General features: G+C 69.0%; 9 protein-coding genes and 1 pseudogene. 4 read left to right on the top strand and 6 right to left on the bottom strand.

Features of this window, described 5'->3' with window-relative positions; all coding sequences use genetic code 11:
* Nucleotides 1-92: 92 nt before the first annotated feature.
* The 5 genes from ABD52_RS21990 to ABD52_RS21970 form a co-directional block, all read right to left on the bottom strand.
* Nucleotides 93-1202: a hypothetical protein gene (locus tag ABD52_RS21990; RefSeq protein ID WP_047893058.1), complete on the bottom strand. Its 1110-nt coding sequence runs from the start codon at nucleotides 1200-1202 to the stop codon at nucleotides 93-95.
* Between the two features lie 24 nt (nucleotides 1203-1226).
* Nucleotides 1227-1820, bottom strand: coding sequence for a GNAT family N-acetyltransferase (locus ABD52_RS21985; RefSeq protein ID WP_235437526.1), 594 nt, complete (start codon nucleotides 1818-1820; stop codon nucleotides 1227-1229).
* Between the two features lie 84 nt (nucleotides 1821-1904).
* The gene (locus ABD52_RS21980; RefSeq protein WP_047893056.1) at nucleotides 1905-2585 is read right to left on the bottom strand and encodes a GPP34 family phosphoprotein; all 681 of its coding nucleotides are present in this window, start codon (nucleotides 2583-2585) and stop codon (nucleotides 1905-1907) included.
* A 9-nt stretch (nucleotides 2586-2594) separates the two neighbouring features.
* Nucleotides 2595-3608, bottom strand: a complete 1014-nt coding sequence (locus ABD52_RS21975) for an acetamidase/formamidase family protein (protein WP_047893055.1) — start codon at nucleotides 3606-3608, stop codon at nucleotides 2595-2597.
* Nucleotides 3605-5011, bottom strand: coding sequence for an APC family permease (locus tag ABD52_RS21970; protein ID WP_047893054.1), 1407 nt, complete (start codon nucleotides 5009-5011; stop codon nucleotides 3605-3607). Before ABD52_RS21970 ends, ABD52_RS21975 begins: the two co-directional genes overlap by 4 nt.
* 376 nt (nucleotides 5012-5387) lie before the next feature.
* On the opposite strand from ABD52_RS21970, the gene ABD52_RS21965 reads away from it, so the two are divergent.
* From ABD52_RS21965 to ABD52_RS41720, 3 genes are all read left to right on the top strand, one after another.
* Nucleotides 5388-6857: a helix-turn-helix domain-containing protein gene (locus tag ABD52_RS21965; protein WP_147457900.1), complete on the top strand. Its 1470-nt coding sequence runs from the start codon at nucleotides 5388-5390 to the stop codon at nucleotides 6855-6857.
* Nucleotides 6858-6870: 13 nt separating this feature from the next.
* Nucleotides 6871-7503 carry a 2'-5' RNA ligase family protein gene (locus ABD52_RS21960; protein ID WP_047893053.1) on the top strand — a complete coding sequence of 211 codons (633 nt, stop codon included), beginning with the start codon at nucleotides 6871-6873 and terminating at the stop codon, nucleotides 7501-7503.
* Nucleotides 7504-8307: 804 nt separating this feature from the next.
* Nucleotides 8308-8427 carry an IS3 family transposase gene (locus tag ABD52_RS41720; RefSeq protein WP_223201434.1) on the top strand — a complete coding sequence of 40 codons (120 nt, stop codon included), beginning with the start codon at nucleotides 8308-8310 and terminating at the stop codon, nucleotides 8425-8427.
* Here ABD52_RS41720 and ABD52_RS21955 read toward each other — a convergent pair.
* Nucleotides 8413-11067: pseudogene (locus ABD52_RS21955) on the bottom strand (LuxR C-terminal-related transcriptional regulator); the annotation flags it as partial. The gene ABD52_RS41720 and the pseudogene ABD52_RS21955 sit on opposite strands and share 15 nt — an antisense overlap.
* 296 nt (nucleotides 11068-11363) lie before the next feature.
* On the opposite strand from ABD52_RS21955, the gene ABD52_RS41715 reads away from it, so the two are divergent.
* Nucleotides 11364-14807, top strand: coding sequence for a M28 family peptidase (locus ABD52_RS41715; RefSeq protein WP_318273123.1), 3444 nt, complete (start codon nucleotides 11364-11366; stop codon nucleotides 14805-14807).
* The last annotated feature ends 679 nt before the right edge of the window (nucleotides 14808-15486 follow it).

Genomic DNA, 15486 nt, shown 5'->3' with positions numbered 1-15486 from the left:
GGGTCACCGACGGAACGGAGGGGCATTGGGTGGGCCTCCTTTGATCCTTCGCAGGTCTTGCTACGGGGCGCGGTCGGTGCCGAGGGCGGTGGTCAGCTCTCACCGTGCTCGTGGCGGTGACCCTTGGTGGCGCAGTCCTGTCGGATGCGGGCGAGGTGGTGGGTCATGCGGGCGGTGGTGGGGTTTCCGGGGTACTCACGGCGCTGCGTGGCGATGGTGTCGGCGAGGAGGTCCTGGGCGGCTTGGCAGTGGCCGAGGTCGTGCAGGACGAGGGCTGTTGTGGCGTGAACGGCGAGGGTGCGGTGGCCGCGTGGGCCGTCGCTGCTCGCGAAGTGCTCGCCGAGCTGCCGATAGAGGTGGTACGCGCGCTGATGGTGACCGGCACTGCGGTGAGCGGCGGCGAACAGGTGCAGGGCGTGCAGACTGCGCCGGTGCGTGGGGCCGTACAGGTGGTTGGCGCTGTGGTGGGCGTACCCGGCCCAGCGAATGGCGGTATCGAGCTCGCCGAGCCGCAGGTTCAGTGCGGCAAGAAGAGTGCCAGCTTCGGCATGCACCGCATGGGGTGCGGCGGTCGCGGGGTCGATGCCAGTGAGGCTGCCGTGCAGGAGTTGCCGGGCACGTAGGGGATCGCGGGCGGCGACACGCTTCGCGCGTTCGGTCTCCCAGCGGTCTGGGCTGGCCAACGGTGCCGCGCGCCAGGTCAGAGTCATATCGTGAGCGGCGGCGCCGACGGTGACACAGGTCAGAATGCGGTGAGCGTGCATGGCGGCCAGGTGTGGGCGTGCCGGTGTCCCTGCGGGGAGAGGGACGATCCGTGGCGCGTGTCGCAGGACCGCTCGACCGACATGATCGGCGATGACGACGGCGTCGAGTGGCTTGGGCCAGCAGTCGTTTCCGCAGAGGTACGCCGGTGCCGCGGCGGCCGTCTCAGCCAGAGCCACCGCTTGATGGCAGAACTTGCAGCGCAGGAGTCCGGGGACCAGGTAGTCGTGCCGCGGTCCGGTGCCGTCCGCCCCTCGGTCCGCCTGCTGCGCCTGCGGAGCCGTGGCCTTGGTGACCCATTTCTGCACGATGCGGGGATCGAGGTCCATCTGGCGGGCGACAGTGGTGACGGCGCCGTAGGCCTTGACGATGCGGGCGTCGGCGACGCGCTGGACGACAGCGTCAACGAGGTCGGGCGGGTATCTGCTAGGGAAGGCCATGATCTGTCCTATGCGGTGGACGGGTTAGGCGTGCTGGTCATGCCAGCGGTCACCGATCGGGCGCGCGGAGTTGGTCGGCATGGTTCTGCTGGCGTGGTGTGGGTTGCGGCGCATGGGGTGCAGGCTCGGCCCGTTCGGCACGGTGAGGGGCGGGCGAAGCGTGTACCCGTAGCGGGTGAGCAGGCGTTCCGCTTCGGCGGGGACGGTGGTCCAGGAGGGCAGGTCGATGCGGTCGAGGCGGGCGCGGTGATGGCTGAGCAGGGCGCTGCCGCAGCCGGTCTTCTGCCGCGTTGGGGATACGGCGAGCAGCGCCAGGTGGTAGTGCGGTTCGGTGGGCTGCTGCTGTGCGATCAGGCCCTCAAGGGCGGTGAAGCGCTCAGCGTGTGCTCCGGCGGCCTCCACGAGGCGGGTCGGGTAGTTGGCCGGTGGTGGGATCGGTCGGTAGCGGTGAAAGCCGACGATGGCGGCGGTGAGGTCGTCGGTGAGGTGTACGTCGCCGAAGACCATCGCGTGTTCCACCCACACCGCGACGACGTCGGTCAGCACCCGGCGGCGCTGCGCCGCGTCCGGTACCAGCCAGCCGGCGAGCGGGCTGGGGTGCAGCGTGTCGGTGATCAACGCGGCGACGGTCTGTCTGTCTGTCCAGCGGGCTGCGCGGATACGAATGCTGGAGTCCACGGTGTTGTCGTCCCTCTCGGCGGATTATCGGTAGGTGGCGGTGGCGAGGTCACCGATCGCGGCGTCGACGGCGGCGGTGATTTCCCGGACGGGGCGGTGGTGCTGGGCGGCGATGGTCTTCAGATGGGCGGTGAGGGTGGCGGTGTCGTCGTCGAGGTAGAGGTGGTCGGCGAGGCCGAGGACGGCGACGAGTCCGGCGAGGGCGGCGGTGTGGTTGTCCGGTTGTTCGCGGCCGGCGGCGAGGTAGCGCAGGCGGGCGCGGGCGATGACGGCCCATTTGGTGTCGGTGGCGAGGTAGGCGTCGGCGCGGACCAGGCCGCCGAGGCGGCGGCGGGCGGTGTGGCGCAGGATCCCAGCGGCGACGAGTCCGGCGCGGGTGCGCTCATACAGGTCGTCGGCGAAGCTACGCAGAAATGCCTTCACCGTCGGAGTCGCACGGGAGTAGCGGATCGCGGCGAGGGCAGTGTCGGCAATCAGGTCACCGACCGGCTGGTCGGAGTTCAGGCGTAGCCACCAGTCCGCAGCCGGATGCTCGGCGTAGGAGTCGAGGGTGATCCGTCCGGCGAGGAACAGGTCGATCAGCACTGCGCCGGCCATGCCGAGGGCCAAGGCTTGGCGGTGCAGGTGCGGCTGGCCGGTGTCGTCGTGGTGCCCGAGCAGGAACAGCTCGTCGCGCAGCGACAGGTGGGGTATCGACGCGGTCATCCCAGGCCCCTATCCCTGCACGGCGGCAAGGGCCCGCAGCCGGGCGTGCGCGTCGCGGTAGGCAGCCTGCCGCTGCGGGAGCACGGCTTTGTCGATGGCCGCCAGAACGGTGTAGTTGGGGTCGCAGACGTTGCCGATGGGCGCTCGCCCGGCCTGCGAGATGAGCTGATAGGCATCCAGCGTGTGCAGGCCGCACAGGTCGACGGTCCAGCCGGTGAGGTCCTGGTGGGCCATGCGGTAGGCGTCCTCCAGCGGGCGGGCGCAGCCGACCGACATGATCGCCGTGTCGGTTTCCAGACGCGGCCAGGCGGTGTCGGTACCCTTGATGACCTCGACGGCGAGGGTGGTGACGGTGGCGATCTCCACGCCGACACCGCAGACTTCGCCGTGGCCTTGGCGGGCGTGTCCGTCGCCGAGGGCGAGCATCGCCCCGTGCACGTTCACTCCGAGATACAGGGTGGTCCCGGCGCGCAGTTCCGGGGTGTCGAGGTTCCCGCCGTAGTAGTCCGGGACGATCGTGGACCGGGACTCCATGCCACCTGGGGCGACGCCGATGGTGCCGATCATCGGATCCAGCGGCAGCTCGACCATGTGGTCACTGGCGGTGGCCCGGTACCGGACGACGCCCGCGTGCCCGTCGATGTCGTACACCCACACCCGCTCGTCGAGCGGCGGCTGCAGGGTGGCGGTGTGCGAGGTCGACGTGAGTGCCCCGAAGTAGGGGAACGTCGCCGACACACCCCAGTCGCGGGCCGGCTCGATCGACACGAGGTGCACGGCGAGGGTGTCGCCGGGCTCGGCGTCCTCGACGAAGAACGGCCCCGACACCGGGTTCAGGTACGGCATCTGACACACCTGCGACGGCAGGTCCGCACGCCCCCGCACCAGGCCGCCGAAGCAGTCCTCGGTGTGCACGGTGAACAGGTCGCCGGAGCGGAGGTGGGCCACCGGCAGGCGTCCACCGAAGGTGTAGGCCAACTCGTCACGGGCGGGACGGTAGGTGAAGTGACTCATCGCGATCACACCCGCTCCATGTCACGCCCGACGGTCTGGGCGGGGGCCAGGCCGGACAACACCGGCCGGCGGCCGGTCAGGTACAGGCCGGCCAGGACCAGCACGCCGAGGCCCAGCCAGGCCAGGCCGAGGCGCTGGGCGGCGATGTTGGCGTTCACCACCACGTAGGCGAGGATCACGAACCCAATTCCGGGCATGAGCAGGTGCGCGAACCAGTTGCCGCTGCGACGGCGGATCAGGTGGTGAACGACCACGGAGACGTGCAGGACCAGGAACGCCACCATCGCCCCGAAGTTGATCAGCGACGACAACAGCGTGATGCCATCCGCCCGGGTCGCCATGTACAAGCCCAGGGCGAGGGACACGACGCCGGTGAGCAAGGTCGCGTTGATCGGCACGCTGCGGCGCACCGACACCTTCGCCAGGAACGCGGGGAGTTGCCGGTCGCGGGCCATCGCGTACAGCAGCCGAGACGTGGCGACCTGCGCGACCATCGAGTTCGGCAGCCCCCACGCGATCGCCGTCGCCACCGCGCACACCGTCGCCAGCCAGCCTCCGCCGGCCACCGCGGCGGCGTCGTAGAAGGCGGTGCCGTTCACGTCGCCCTCGGCCAGCAGCCCGCCGGGGTTGGGCACGAGCATCGCCGCCAACCACGTCTGCGCGATGAACAACACCCCGGCCAGGACGAGCACGGCCGCCATCGCCCGGCCGATCTGCCGGGCGCCGTCACGGGTCTCCTCCGCCAACATGGAGATGCCGTCGAAGCCCAGGAACGACAGCACCGCGATCGACACCGCCCCCGCGACGAGGGACCAGGTGAAGGTGTCGGCGTTGTAGAACGCATCCCAGCTGAACCGGCCGCTGCCCGTTGCGAGGGCCCAACCGGCGACGGCGAGGAAGATCGCCAGGACGATCAGCTCGCCGACGAGCATCACCCGGGTCACCATCGCGGTCATCCGGATCCCCACCGAGTTGACGACCGTGTTGACCGCGACGAACCCGAGCAACCACAGCCACACCGGCACCGCGGGCACGGTGGAGTGCATCGCCACCGACGCCACCAGGTACAGCAGACCGGGCACGAGCACGTAGTCGAGCAGGATCACCCAGCCGGCGAGGAACCCGACCGGCGGGCTGATGCCCCGACCGGCGTAGTTGTAGACGCTGCCCGACATGGGGAACGCCTTGACCATCTGCGCGTACGAGAACGCGGTGAACACCAGCGCCACCACACCGATGGCATAGGCGAGGGCCACCATGCCGCCAGAGCCCGCGTAGACGCTGCCGAAGATCGCCATCGGCGCGATCGGCACCATGTACACCAGTCCGTACGCCAACAGGTCCCGAAACCGCAGCTGGCGGCTGAGTTCCTGCCGATATCCGTAGCGGGCCAGGTCGTTCGAGGTTGTCATCGGTAATCCTCACGAGGATGAGAAGCGCGAGCAGGGCGCGGAGAGACGCCTGCCGGGTGGTCGTCAACGACCCGACGGCGACGGACATCCCGCGGTTGACGGTGCTATGGCAGCCACTCCATTAGTCACTGCTGGTGGCTACATCCGGACCGACGGTGATCCGGCTCGGCAAGCTTGCCAAGCGCATCCATGTGAATGGATCCCCAGGGGTGGTGAGATTTTCCCCCACCCGCGTACGCCTTTGACCTGCACGAACTTTGATCAATCAGCGGCTAGCTCCCCACCTCTGGGCCGGAGGCCTCGTCGCGCCCCGTACCGATTCCGATGAGAGGGGCGATACCGTGCGACAAGAGGCCGCACGCAGGGGGTGACCGCGATGGCAAGGACGACGGGCACCAAGGCGCAGCGTGACCATGTGCGCCAGACACTGGCCGGTTTCGGAGTGACCCCGCCCGCCATCGCCGCCGAGCTGCAGCGCCGCTTCGGGCTACGCCCCCGAGATGCCTTCCGCCAAGCCCATGGTTGGACCCAGGACGCGGTAGCCGAGAGACTGAACGCCAAAGGAAGCGGTTCGGCGACGTTCACCGGGGCGCGGATCAGCGACTACGAGCGATGGCCCTTCGGCGGTCGTCGGCCCACCCTGGCCGCCTTGAACGCACTGGCGCAGGTCTTCGGCACCGAACCGAGCAGTCTGGTCGACCTCCACGACCTGACCGCTATGCCGGAAGCAGACCGAGCGGCGCTGAGCGGCAGGAACGCCGCCCCGATGCCTGCACCACCGGTCGCATCCTCAACACCACCTGGCGCGATGGCTGAGCCTCTGCGATGGGACCTCGGCGCTCTGCAGGACGAGACGGAACTGGTGATAGCGGTGGCAGAACGTACGGCGAGCTTCGGCACATGGGCGCAAGCCTCCAACGTCGGGCCCTTCACCCTCGACGATGTCGCTGCCTCCACCCGCAGGATCGCCATCGACTACCTGACCGAGCCGCCCGTCGTCGTCTACGCGCGGGCCGGGCTCCTGGCCGACCGTGTCTTCCGCCTTCTCCAGACCGGGCGTCAGAACCCTGATCAGTCTCGGGAGCTCTACACCTGGGCGGGCTACCTCTGCACACTGCTCGCCTGGATGGCCGGCGATCTCGGCCACCCGGCGGCGGCCGAGTCCCAGGCACGCACCGCCTGGATGTGCGCCGAGACCGTCCGCGACAACACCCTCCGCGCCTGGGTTCTCTCCACGATCAGTAAGACCCACCTGTGGGAGCGGCGGTTCGAAGACGCGGCCAACGCCGCCGTGCGCGGCTACGGCCATGCCGCCGAAGGCAGCGCGGCGGTCATGCTGGCGTGCCAGGAAGCGGACGCGTGGGCGGAGATCGGCGCCGTCGAGCCGGCACGGGCAGCACTGCAACGGGCCGAGGAGGCCCGCCAACGTGCCAGCCGCGACCCGGTGGGGGGCCTTCTGGCCTGCGGCACGGTACGCCAACACAACTACGCTGGATCAGTGCTGCTCCGCATCGGCGAGGCCGCCAACGCCATCGAACATGCCGAGCACGCCCTGACGGAAGCCGCCGCGGATCCCTCGATCGCCTACGGCACGCTCGCCCAGATCCGCATCTGGGCCGCCGCAGCACATCTCAAAGCCGGCAGCCTCGACGGCGCGGTCTCGGTCCTGTCGCCGGTGCTCGCTCTGCCACCCGAACAGCGGCTCGACCCGCTGGTGCACCGCCTGCGTGGCGTCGGGCGCAACATCGCCGGCAATCCGTCACTGCGCGCGAGCATTGAGGCCCGCAATGTCCAAGCAGCCATCACCGAGTTCTGCGCCACCGGCGCCGCCCGGCAACTTCCCTGAACCTGGAGAACCCATGGCAGTCCCGCACGCCACCGATATCCGTGATCACTGGTACTGGCGACCGGGTTGGGGCATCGGCTCCCGTTTCTACACCTGGCACATCACCTTTGACGGACAGCCCGAGGTCGAGAAGCTCGCTGACCAGTACCGGTCCCTGCTGTCCTCGCAGCCCAGCCTCGACGTCATTCCGAACCGATGGCTTCACCTCACGATGCAGGGCATCGGCTTCGTCCAAGCCGTCGCCACCGACGACGTCGACGCCATCGTGGCCGCTGCCACCGACCGGTGCTCGCGCCTGTCACCTTTCAAGCTCACCATCGGCACCCCCCACGTCGATCCCGAGTCCATCCAGATCGCCGTCGAGCCGATCGAGCCGGTGCGGCAACTCCGCGCCGCCATCCGTGCCGCCATCGCCGACGTCTGGGGGCAGGACCGCGTACCCGAGGCCGCCGAGCCCTACAACCCTCACCTCAGCCTGGCCTACACCAACACCGACGGTCCCGCAGCGCCGCTCATCGAGGCGCTCTCCTCCGCCCCGAAGATCAGCGCCGACGCGCTGATCACCTCGTGCCAGCTCATCGTCCTCAACCGGGACGAGGGCATGTACGTGTGGGAACCGTACGCCACGGTAGAACTCGGTTCCTGAACCCTGTTACGTCCGCCATGTCACCCCGTGGTAAAGATTGCCGCCGCGATGGCTGTTCAATCGGCGGGCATTCGGGTGGAGAGAGGGCTCCCCGTCTTACACGGAGGCTCCTGCCCCGGATGAGCGAGGGATGTTCCGCACTGGCGGGCTTGAACTACAGACCCATCCAAGCCGGCCCGATGAACGGCCAAGCCCTGACGCAGCTCCGGTCCTGGTGACGTGGCCGAACCTCCCGTGGGAGGCGACGCCAGCCGGGCGAGAGGGCAGCGCTCACATGATCTTCGGTGATGTGCGCGGTGTGTGCTCTCCAGCGGATGCCAACCAGGGTGAACCGGTGCCAACGCGGGTCACCGGGGCCGACCGCCGGTCGCAAACCGGGTTCGTGTGCTCCGGGTGTGGTCCTGGGCTGGGAGAACAGGGGGCCGGGTGACGTGGGTGAACGTGGGCCACTCCCTGCCACCCCAGGTGAACCCCCAGGTCGCTAGACTGTGCCCTCGCGCCCTCGTAGCTCAGGGGATAGAGCATCGGTTTCCTAAGACCGTCATCTATGCATGTCGGTAGGCCGACTGCCTGCGATTCAGCCGTTCATTACCTCTGTTTGTTGGTCGCATTGGATAGCTGCTGCGCTCCGTTGCTGGCGGTTACAGTAGCAAACCGGCCGCCTCTGTTGCTTTTTGTGTCAACTTTCTCGATTCTAAATCCTCGTCACGGCATTTTGCGACTTGACGTAGCGAGGATGCTGTCCGGGGAAGCACGTGCGATCCTCGCCCAACCCGCTCCTTTACGCCGCACGCCGAGTTACGCCTGGGCACCGGAGTCGGAAGTGGGCGCAAACGCGTTGCCAGGCTGATGCGCCAGGCCGGGCTGCAGGGCTTCTGCCGGCGCTGCCGTCAGGGCTGCAAGGTGCGCGAGTTGGACGCGTGAGTGGATGCCGAGCTTCCGGTAGACGCGGGTGAGGTTTGCTTCGACTGTTTTGACACTGATGGTGAGGGCGGTGGCGATGTCGCGGTTGGTCGCTCCGCTGGCGGCGAGCTCGACGCAGCGCTGTTCGGCGGAGGTGAGGCAGGGGAGCGTACTGCTGTGCGCGGGGACGGGCTCCAGTTGGTGGAGGGTGCGGGTGGCGGCTTCGATCCAGGGGTGTGCCTGGTGCGTGCTGAAGAGGTCGGCGGCGCTCTGCGCCGCGGTGCGGGCGCTGGCGCGTCGGCGTCCGCGTCGTTCGGTGTGGCTGAGGGCCAGGAGGGTTCGACCGTGTTCGATGGGCAGGTGGCGGAGGTGGTCGGCTGCTGCGGTGAGGAGGTCGGCGGCCGCATCGTAGTTGCCCAGGGTGGCTTCCAGGAGTGCCTGGGAGCGGTCGAGCACGGGGAGGACGCAGCTTCTATCTAGATCAGTCGCGGTGCGACGGGTATCGGTCAGCAGTTTGCGGGCTTGGTCGAGGTAGCCGAGGGAGATGAGGGCTTGGGCGAGGTCGGCGTGCCAGCGCAGGACGGACGGGTCGCGGACCTGCTGGCGCTTCTCAAGCGTACGGACCTCTTCCAGCGCCTCCAGGGCTTCTTTCGGACGCCCGGTGACCAGGAGAAGATGTCCGAGGACGAAGAGGTTTCGGGAGAGGAAGACTTTGTTGTCCTCCCGGCGGGAGGTGTCCGCCCCGCGGCGTGCGTGAGCGAGGGCGGAGTCGGTGCACGAGGCGGTGCCCTCGACCAGGGCGGAGGTGTAGCACGTTGGTGCGGGGTCCAAGGCGGCTCTGTCGGTAAGCGACAGGGCGCGGCCGGCGTAGTCGAGGGCCAGTCCGCACCGTCCGGCGCGGATCTCGACTTCGGCGAGGCTGCGCAGGACATCCACGGTGGCTTCGGCGTCTCCGGTCCGCTCGGCTTCGACGAGCAGAGGCAGCAGTGCGCTGCGGGCTTCGTCCAGACGGTCGTCGAAGATGGCGTGCCGGGCGGAGAGCTGTTCGGGCCTGGCGTTGACGGGGATGTGAGTGCTGCGTGGCAGGGACAGGGCGTGGCCGAGCGTGGTCTCGGCTTGGGGGCGGCCGAGGATGCGTTGGATGCGGGCCTGCATCGTGAGGGCCATGGCGGTGGTGGCGGTGTCGCCAGCGCTCCGGGCGAGGCTGGCGGCCCGGGCAGCCTGGGCGCACGCCCGGTCGGGATCGCCGTTGACGTTGGCCCAGATCGCCCGGCGGACGAGGATCTGCGCGGTCAGGTCCGGATGTCCGGCCGCTTCGTGAAGTGCGTCGGCGAACAGCTTGTCGCCGTTGTACAGGTGCTGTCCGCCTGAGTCGATCAGGGCGATGAGGGCGTTGACGCGGTTGGCGGGGCTGCTGTCGTGGTTCAGGACGAGGCGGACGGCAGCCTGGCCGCGGGGCAGGTCGCCGTTGTGGGCGGCGTCGCGTACGGCGGTCAGCGCCCGTTCGGTGAGCAGGTCGGCGTCGGTCTCCGGGGTACGTTCGGCGGCGAGCAGGGAGAGCTCGGCCGCTAGTGCGGGTTCTCCGCGCAGCCGGGCGCGGGCGGCGGCGCGGTCGGCGCAGTCGGCCGACTGCGGGTCGTTGGTGTCGGCCGCCAGCGTGGTGTGACGGTCGCGGCGGATGCTGTCGCGGCTGGCTTCGGCCAGGCGGGCGTGCAGGAGCCTGCGTGTGGCGACCGGCGGTCGGGCCGCGAGTTCGGCACCGATCGCGGCGGCGGCGAACCGGATCTTCCCGTCGACCTGCCCGATGTTGATCAGTCCGGCTGCCTCGGCCTCTGCGAGAAGGTTTTCGGCGGGCGGGCCGGCGAGGCGGCTCAGCAGTTCGCGGTCGGGCCGGTCGTCGAGTGCGGCGACCGTCAACAGTTCCTGAACTTCGGCCGACACAGTGCCCAGCCATTCGTTCACCAGTCGGCGGGCGGCCGGCGGCAGGACCAGGTCGTCTACGAGACCCTGAGCGGCCGGCAGGTCGGTGGCGCGGCTGCGGGCCCCGGCGAATGCGAGGGCTAGGGCCGGGTTCCCTCCGCTGCGGATGTGGGTCTGCGTGACCTCGTAGGGGGTTAGCCGGTACGGCGACAGCAGGGTTGCGACCTGATCGGGTGTCAGCGCCGGGATGCGTACCGCACAGGGGTCCTCGCCGCACCAGTGGCCTTCGCTCCCCGGGCGCCAGATTCGCTCTGCGGCTATGACGGGAAGGTCGGGAGCCAGGCGCAGTGCCCAACGCAAGACGGCCGCGCTGGCCGTATCCAGCCACTGGGCGTTGTCCACCACCAGTGTCAGAGGCGGGGTGTCCAGCAGCAGGGTGGCGGTCAACCGGCGCAGCCGTAGAGCGGTCCCGGCGGGATCGGCAGAGCCCGGCACTCCGACGGCCTTGTCGATTCCGGTCGCGAGTTCCCGCGCGGCCGGCAGCGGTTGGAGGGCCAGTGCGAGTTCGAGCAGTCCGGTGTAGGGGACCTGGGCGTCCTGTGGGCTCGGAGCCAGCCTTAGGACAGGCATGCCCAGCTGCTGCCCGAGTACACCGGCCGCAGCGGTCTTGCCGATCCCGGGCGGACCGAACAGCACCACCCGACGGGCGCCGCGCACGACGCCCGGTACCACCGGCAGCATGGTGCCGGTGGCCCCCTGATGCGCATTCACTGCCGTCGCAGAATCTGGCACCGGATCATAGTGCGCCCGACGGTCCTTCGCGCACCAGAGCAAGGGGTTGCCCTGATTTCGGCCAGCCTCCGCCGTTCCTAGTGTCATCGCCAAAGCCGAGCTGTCACCGGTTGCCGGAGATCCCATCAACACGGGCCCTGCTGCCACACCCCTCAACCCATCTCGGCGGGAGGATTGCGATGTATCGAAGAACTGCCATGGCGGCCGCTGTCGCGGTTGCGCTTACCCTGGGCACCGTGACCGGGGTGGCCACCCAGTCGACCGCAGCCACCCCGCCCCCTACACCCACGGTTGCGCAGAGCCCGCTGTCGCTGGCGATCTCTGCAGCCGACCGCGCTGCCGACGGCGGTCACGACGCGCTGGCGAAAGGCCCCTTCGAGCAGTACGACCGTCGCATGGTGATCCCGTGGGTGGACGGCCTGTTCTCCATTGCCTACGAGCGCACCTACCGGGGCCTGCCGGTGGTCGGCGGCGACGCCGCCGTACTCGCCGACGGCCGGGGCGCCATCCGGGCGATCTCGGCCGCCACCAAGACGAAGATCAACGTCTCCGTCGTGCCGACGGTCGCCGCCGACCGCGCCGAGCAGACCGCCAAGGGCCTGCTCACCAAGGTCGACCAGGTCGAGTCGCGCACCCTCGTGGTGCACGTCAAGGACAGCACCGCGCGACTCGCGTGGGAGGTCGTCGTCGCCGGGCGCACCGCCTCGGCGCCCAGCCACCTGCATGTCTTCGTGGACGCGCGCAACGGCCAGGTGCTGGCCAAGCAGGAGGACGCCGCGGCCGGTTCCGGCACCGGCAAGTGGAACGGGCCCAGCCCACTGTCGATCACCACGTCGCAGTCGGGCAGCACGTACTACCTGCGCGACACCACGCGCACCGGCCTGAACTGCCAGGACTACAGCACCAGCACCGTCTTCTCCGGCGCCGACGACAGCTGGGGCAACGGAGTGGGCACAAGCAAGGAGACCGGCTGCGTCGACGCACTGTACTCGGCGCAGAAGGAATGGGACATGCTGTCGGCCTGGCTGGGCCGCAACGGGCACAACGGCAACGGCGGCAGCTGGCCGATCAAGGTCGGCCTGAACGAGCAGAACGCCTACTGGGACGGCTCGACGATCACGATCGGCAAGAACTCGGCAGGCAACTGGATCTCCTCGATGGATGTGGTGGGTCACGAGTTCGGCCACGGCATGGACCAGAACACCCCCGGCGGCACCAGCTCCGAAGCCGGCCTCGGCGAAGCCACCGGCGACATCTTCGGCGCCCTGACCGAGGCATACGCCAACCAGTCCAGCGCCTACGACGAACCCGACTACCTGGTCGGTGAGGAGATCGACCTCGTCGGCGACGGCCCGATCCGCAACATGTACAACCCCTCGCTGGTCGGCGGCCACCCGAACTGCTACTCCTCGTCGATCCCGAACACGGAGGTACACGCGGCCGCAGGTCCGCTCAACCACTGGTTCTACCTGCTCGCCGAGGGCAGCGCGCCGGGCGGCGGCAAGCCGAACAGCCCCATCTGCTCGGGCGGCCCGTCGTCGGTCACCGGCGTGGGCATCCAGTCCGCCGGAAAGATCTTCTACGGCGGCATGCTGCTGAAGACCTCCGGCATGACCCACAAGAAGTACCGCACCGCGACCCTGACCGCCGCGAAGAACCTGGACTCCTCGTGCGTCCTGTTCAACCGGACCAAGGACGCGTGGAACGCGGTCGCGGTCCCGGCCCAGACCGGCGACCCGACCTGCACCGGTTCCAGCACCGACTTCTCCGTCTCGGTCAGCCCCACCTCGGGCAGCGTCAACGCGGGCTCCTCGGTCACCGCGACGGTCAACACCGCGACCGTCTCCGGCAGCGCGCAGACCGTGTCGCTGACCTCCTCGGGTGCCCCGTCGGGGGTCACCGTGTCGTTCAGCCCGACGTCGGTGACGTCGGGCAACAGCTCCACGATGACGGTGGCGACCACCTCCAGTGCGGCTGCGGGCACGTACACCATCACCGTGACCGGCACCGGTTCGATCACCCACACCGCGCAGTACACGCTCACGGTCAACGGCGGCACCCCCGGTGGCACCGCGCCGGACATCGACGTCGCCAACGTGCAGGCGCACCTGACACAGCTCAGCACCATCGCCACCAACAACGGCGGCACCCGCCGCTCGACCGGCCAGGGCTACCTGCAGTCGGTGGCGTACGTCAAGGGCAAGCTGCAGGCCGCCGGCTTCACCGTCACCGAGCAGCCCTGCACCTCCGGCTGCACCAGCGGTGCAGGCCCGAACCTGATCGCCGAGTGGCCGGGCGGTAACGCGAGCAACGTCTACATGTTCGGCGCCCACCTGGACGGCGTCTCGGTCGGTCCGGGCATCAACGACAACGGCTCCGGCTCGGCGGCGCTGCTCGAGGTCGCCCTCGCGCTGGCCGCGCAGAACCCGACCATGCTGAACAAGGTCCGCTTCGGCTGGTGGACCGACGAGGAACAGGGCCTCAACGGCTCCAAGTTCTACGTCAACTCGCTGACCAGTACCCAGCGAACGGCGATCAAGGCCTACTACAACTTCGACATGATCGCGTCGAAGAACGGCGGCTACTTCATCAACAACATCACCTCGACCGCGTCGCAGCCGATGAAGGCGTACTGGGACTCCCTCAGCCTGCAGCCGGAGGAGAACGTCGAGGGCCAGGGCCGTTCCGACGACTACTCGTTCCAGAACGCGGGCATCCCGACCTCCGGTTACGCGATGGGCGCCAGCGCCACCAAGACGTCGGCCCAGGCGTCGAAGTGGGGCGGCACGGCCGGTCAGTCCTACGACTCCTGCTACCACTCCTCGTGCGACACCCTCAGCAACATCGACGCCACCGCGCTGAACCGGGCTGCCGACGGCATCGCCTACACGCTGTGGAACCGGGCGGTCGGCACCTCGACGCCGACCAACGACTTCTCGATCTCGGCCAGCCCCTCGTCGGGCACCGTGAACGCGGGGTCCAGCACCACGACCACCGTCGGCACCGCCACCACCTCGGGCAGCGCCCAGACGGTGACCCTGACCGCCAGCGGCGCCCCCACGGGCGTAACGGTCTCGTTCAGCCCGTCGTCGGTCACCTCCGGCAGCTCGTCGACCGCCACCATCGCGGTCGGCTCGTCGGTGGCCGGCGGCACCTACACCATCACCATCACCGGCACGGGGTCGGTGTCGCACAGCACCACGTACACGCTGACCGTGACCGGCGGACCGGGCGGCTGCACCGCCGCCCAGCTGATCCTCAACGGCGGGTTCGAAAGCGGCACCTCGCCGTGGACCGGCTCCACCGGCGCGATCGGCACCTCTATCGGGCAGGTGCCGCGCAGCGGCACCCGGTACGCGTGGCTCGGCGGATACGGCTACACCGCGACCGAGGCCATCAGCCAGACCGTCACCATCCCGTCGGGCTGCACCAGTGCGGTACTGACCTACTGGCTGCACATCGACACGAACGAGTACGGGGCGCTCGCCTACGACGTGTTCACGATCAAGGCCAACGGCACCACCGTGGCGTCGCTGTCCAACATGAACGCTGCCACGGGCTACACGCAGCGCACCGTCAACCTCGGCGCGTACGCCGGCCAGACGGTCACGCTGACCTTCACCGGCACCGAGGACGCCTACCTGCAGACCAGCTTCGTGCTGGACGACGTGACCCTGCAGATCGGCTGAGTTCAACGGCAGGGTGGGGCGCTCGCCCCACCCTGCCGCAGGTCCTGCGCCCCTGTTCCGCTGCCGGACCGGACCTTAGCCTGAATCCGTGGATTGGATTCTGGGTGCGTTGTCGGGTTGATCTAGCCGATTGGGGGTGTGATGGATCCGCTGGCCCTGGTCTCCGTAGAACGCCAAGTAACCCGGCTCCGCCTTGACCTGGCGAGAGGCGAAGTCCATCGCCTCCGGGCGCAGATCTGCCCAACCTCGCGGGAAGCGGCCGTACCGGTCGTAGAACCTCCGCAACAGCGCGAACCCGGCCGTATCTCGCCATGCTTGGACGCAACCAGGTCCAGCTCAGCAGGGACAAGGGTCCAGTGCTCGACCAGCTCGCCGATGCTCAGAGGAGATCGACTCACAGCGGTCAACCACCGTGGCAGCGATCAGGGACCGCGCAGACCCCCAAAAAGATCAACTATTTGGCCCCTGGTCGCAAGATCGGCGTGGTTGGTCGTGAAGGGCCCGTCGGCGTGTGACCAGGTCCAGCGAAGCCGTCGGTGGGTCAGCCACGCACTACAGAGGTTGAAAGGCTGACGTCCGTCGGCGTGTCTGCGTGATCTGGGTCGATGTGGGCGGTAGGTCGGAGGCATGAGGTATCCGGCTGGTGGTGGCGTGAACGCGGCAGCCCGGGTCCGGCGTG

The sequence above is a fragment of the Micromonospora sp. RV43 genome, assembly GCF_001029515.1.
In the GTDB taxonomy this organism is placed as follows: Bacteria; Actinomycetota; Actinomycetes; order Mycobacteriales; family Micromonosporaceae; genus Micromonospora; species Micromonospora aurantiaca.
This window is presented reverse-complemented; position numbering and strand designations above follow the sequence as displayed.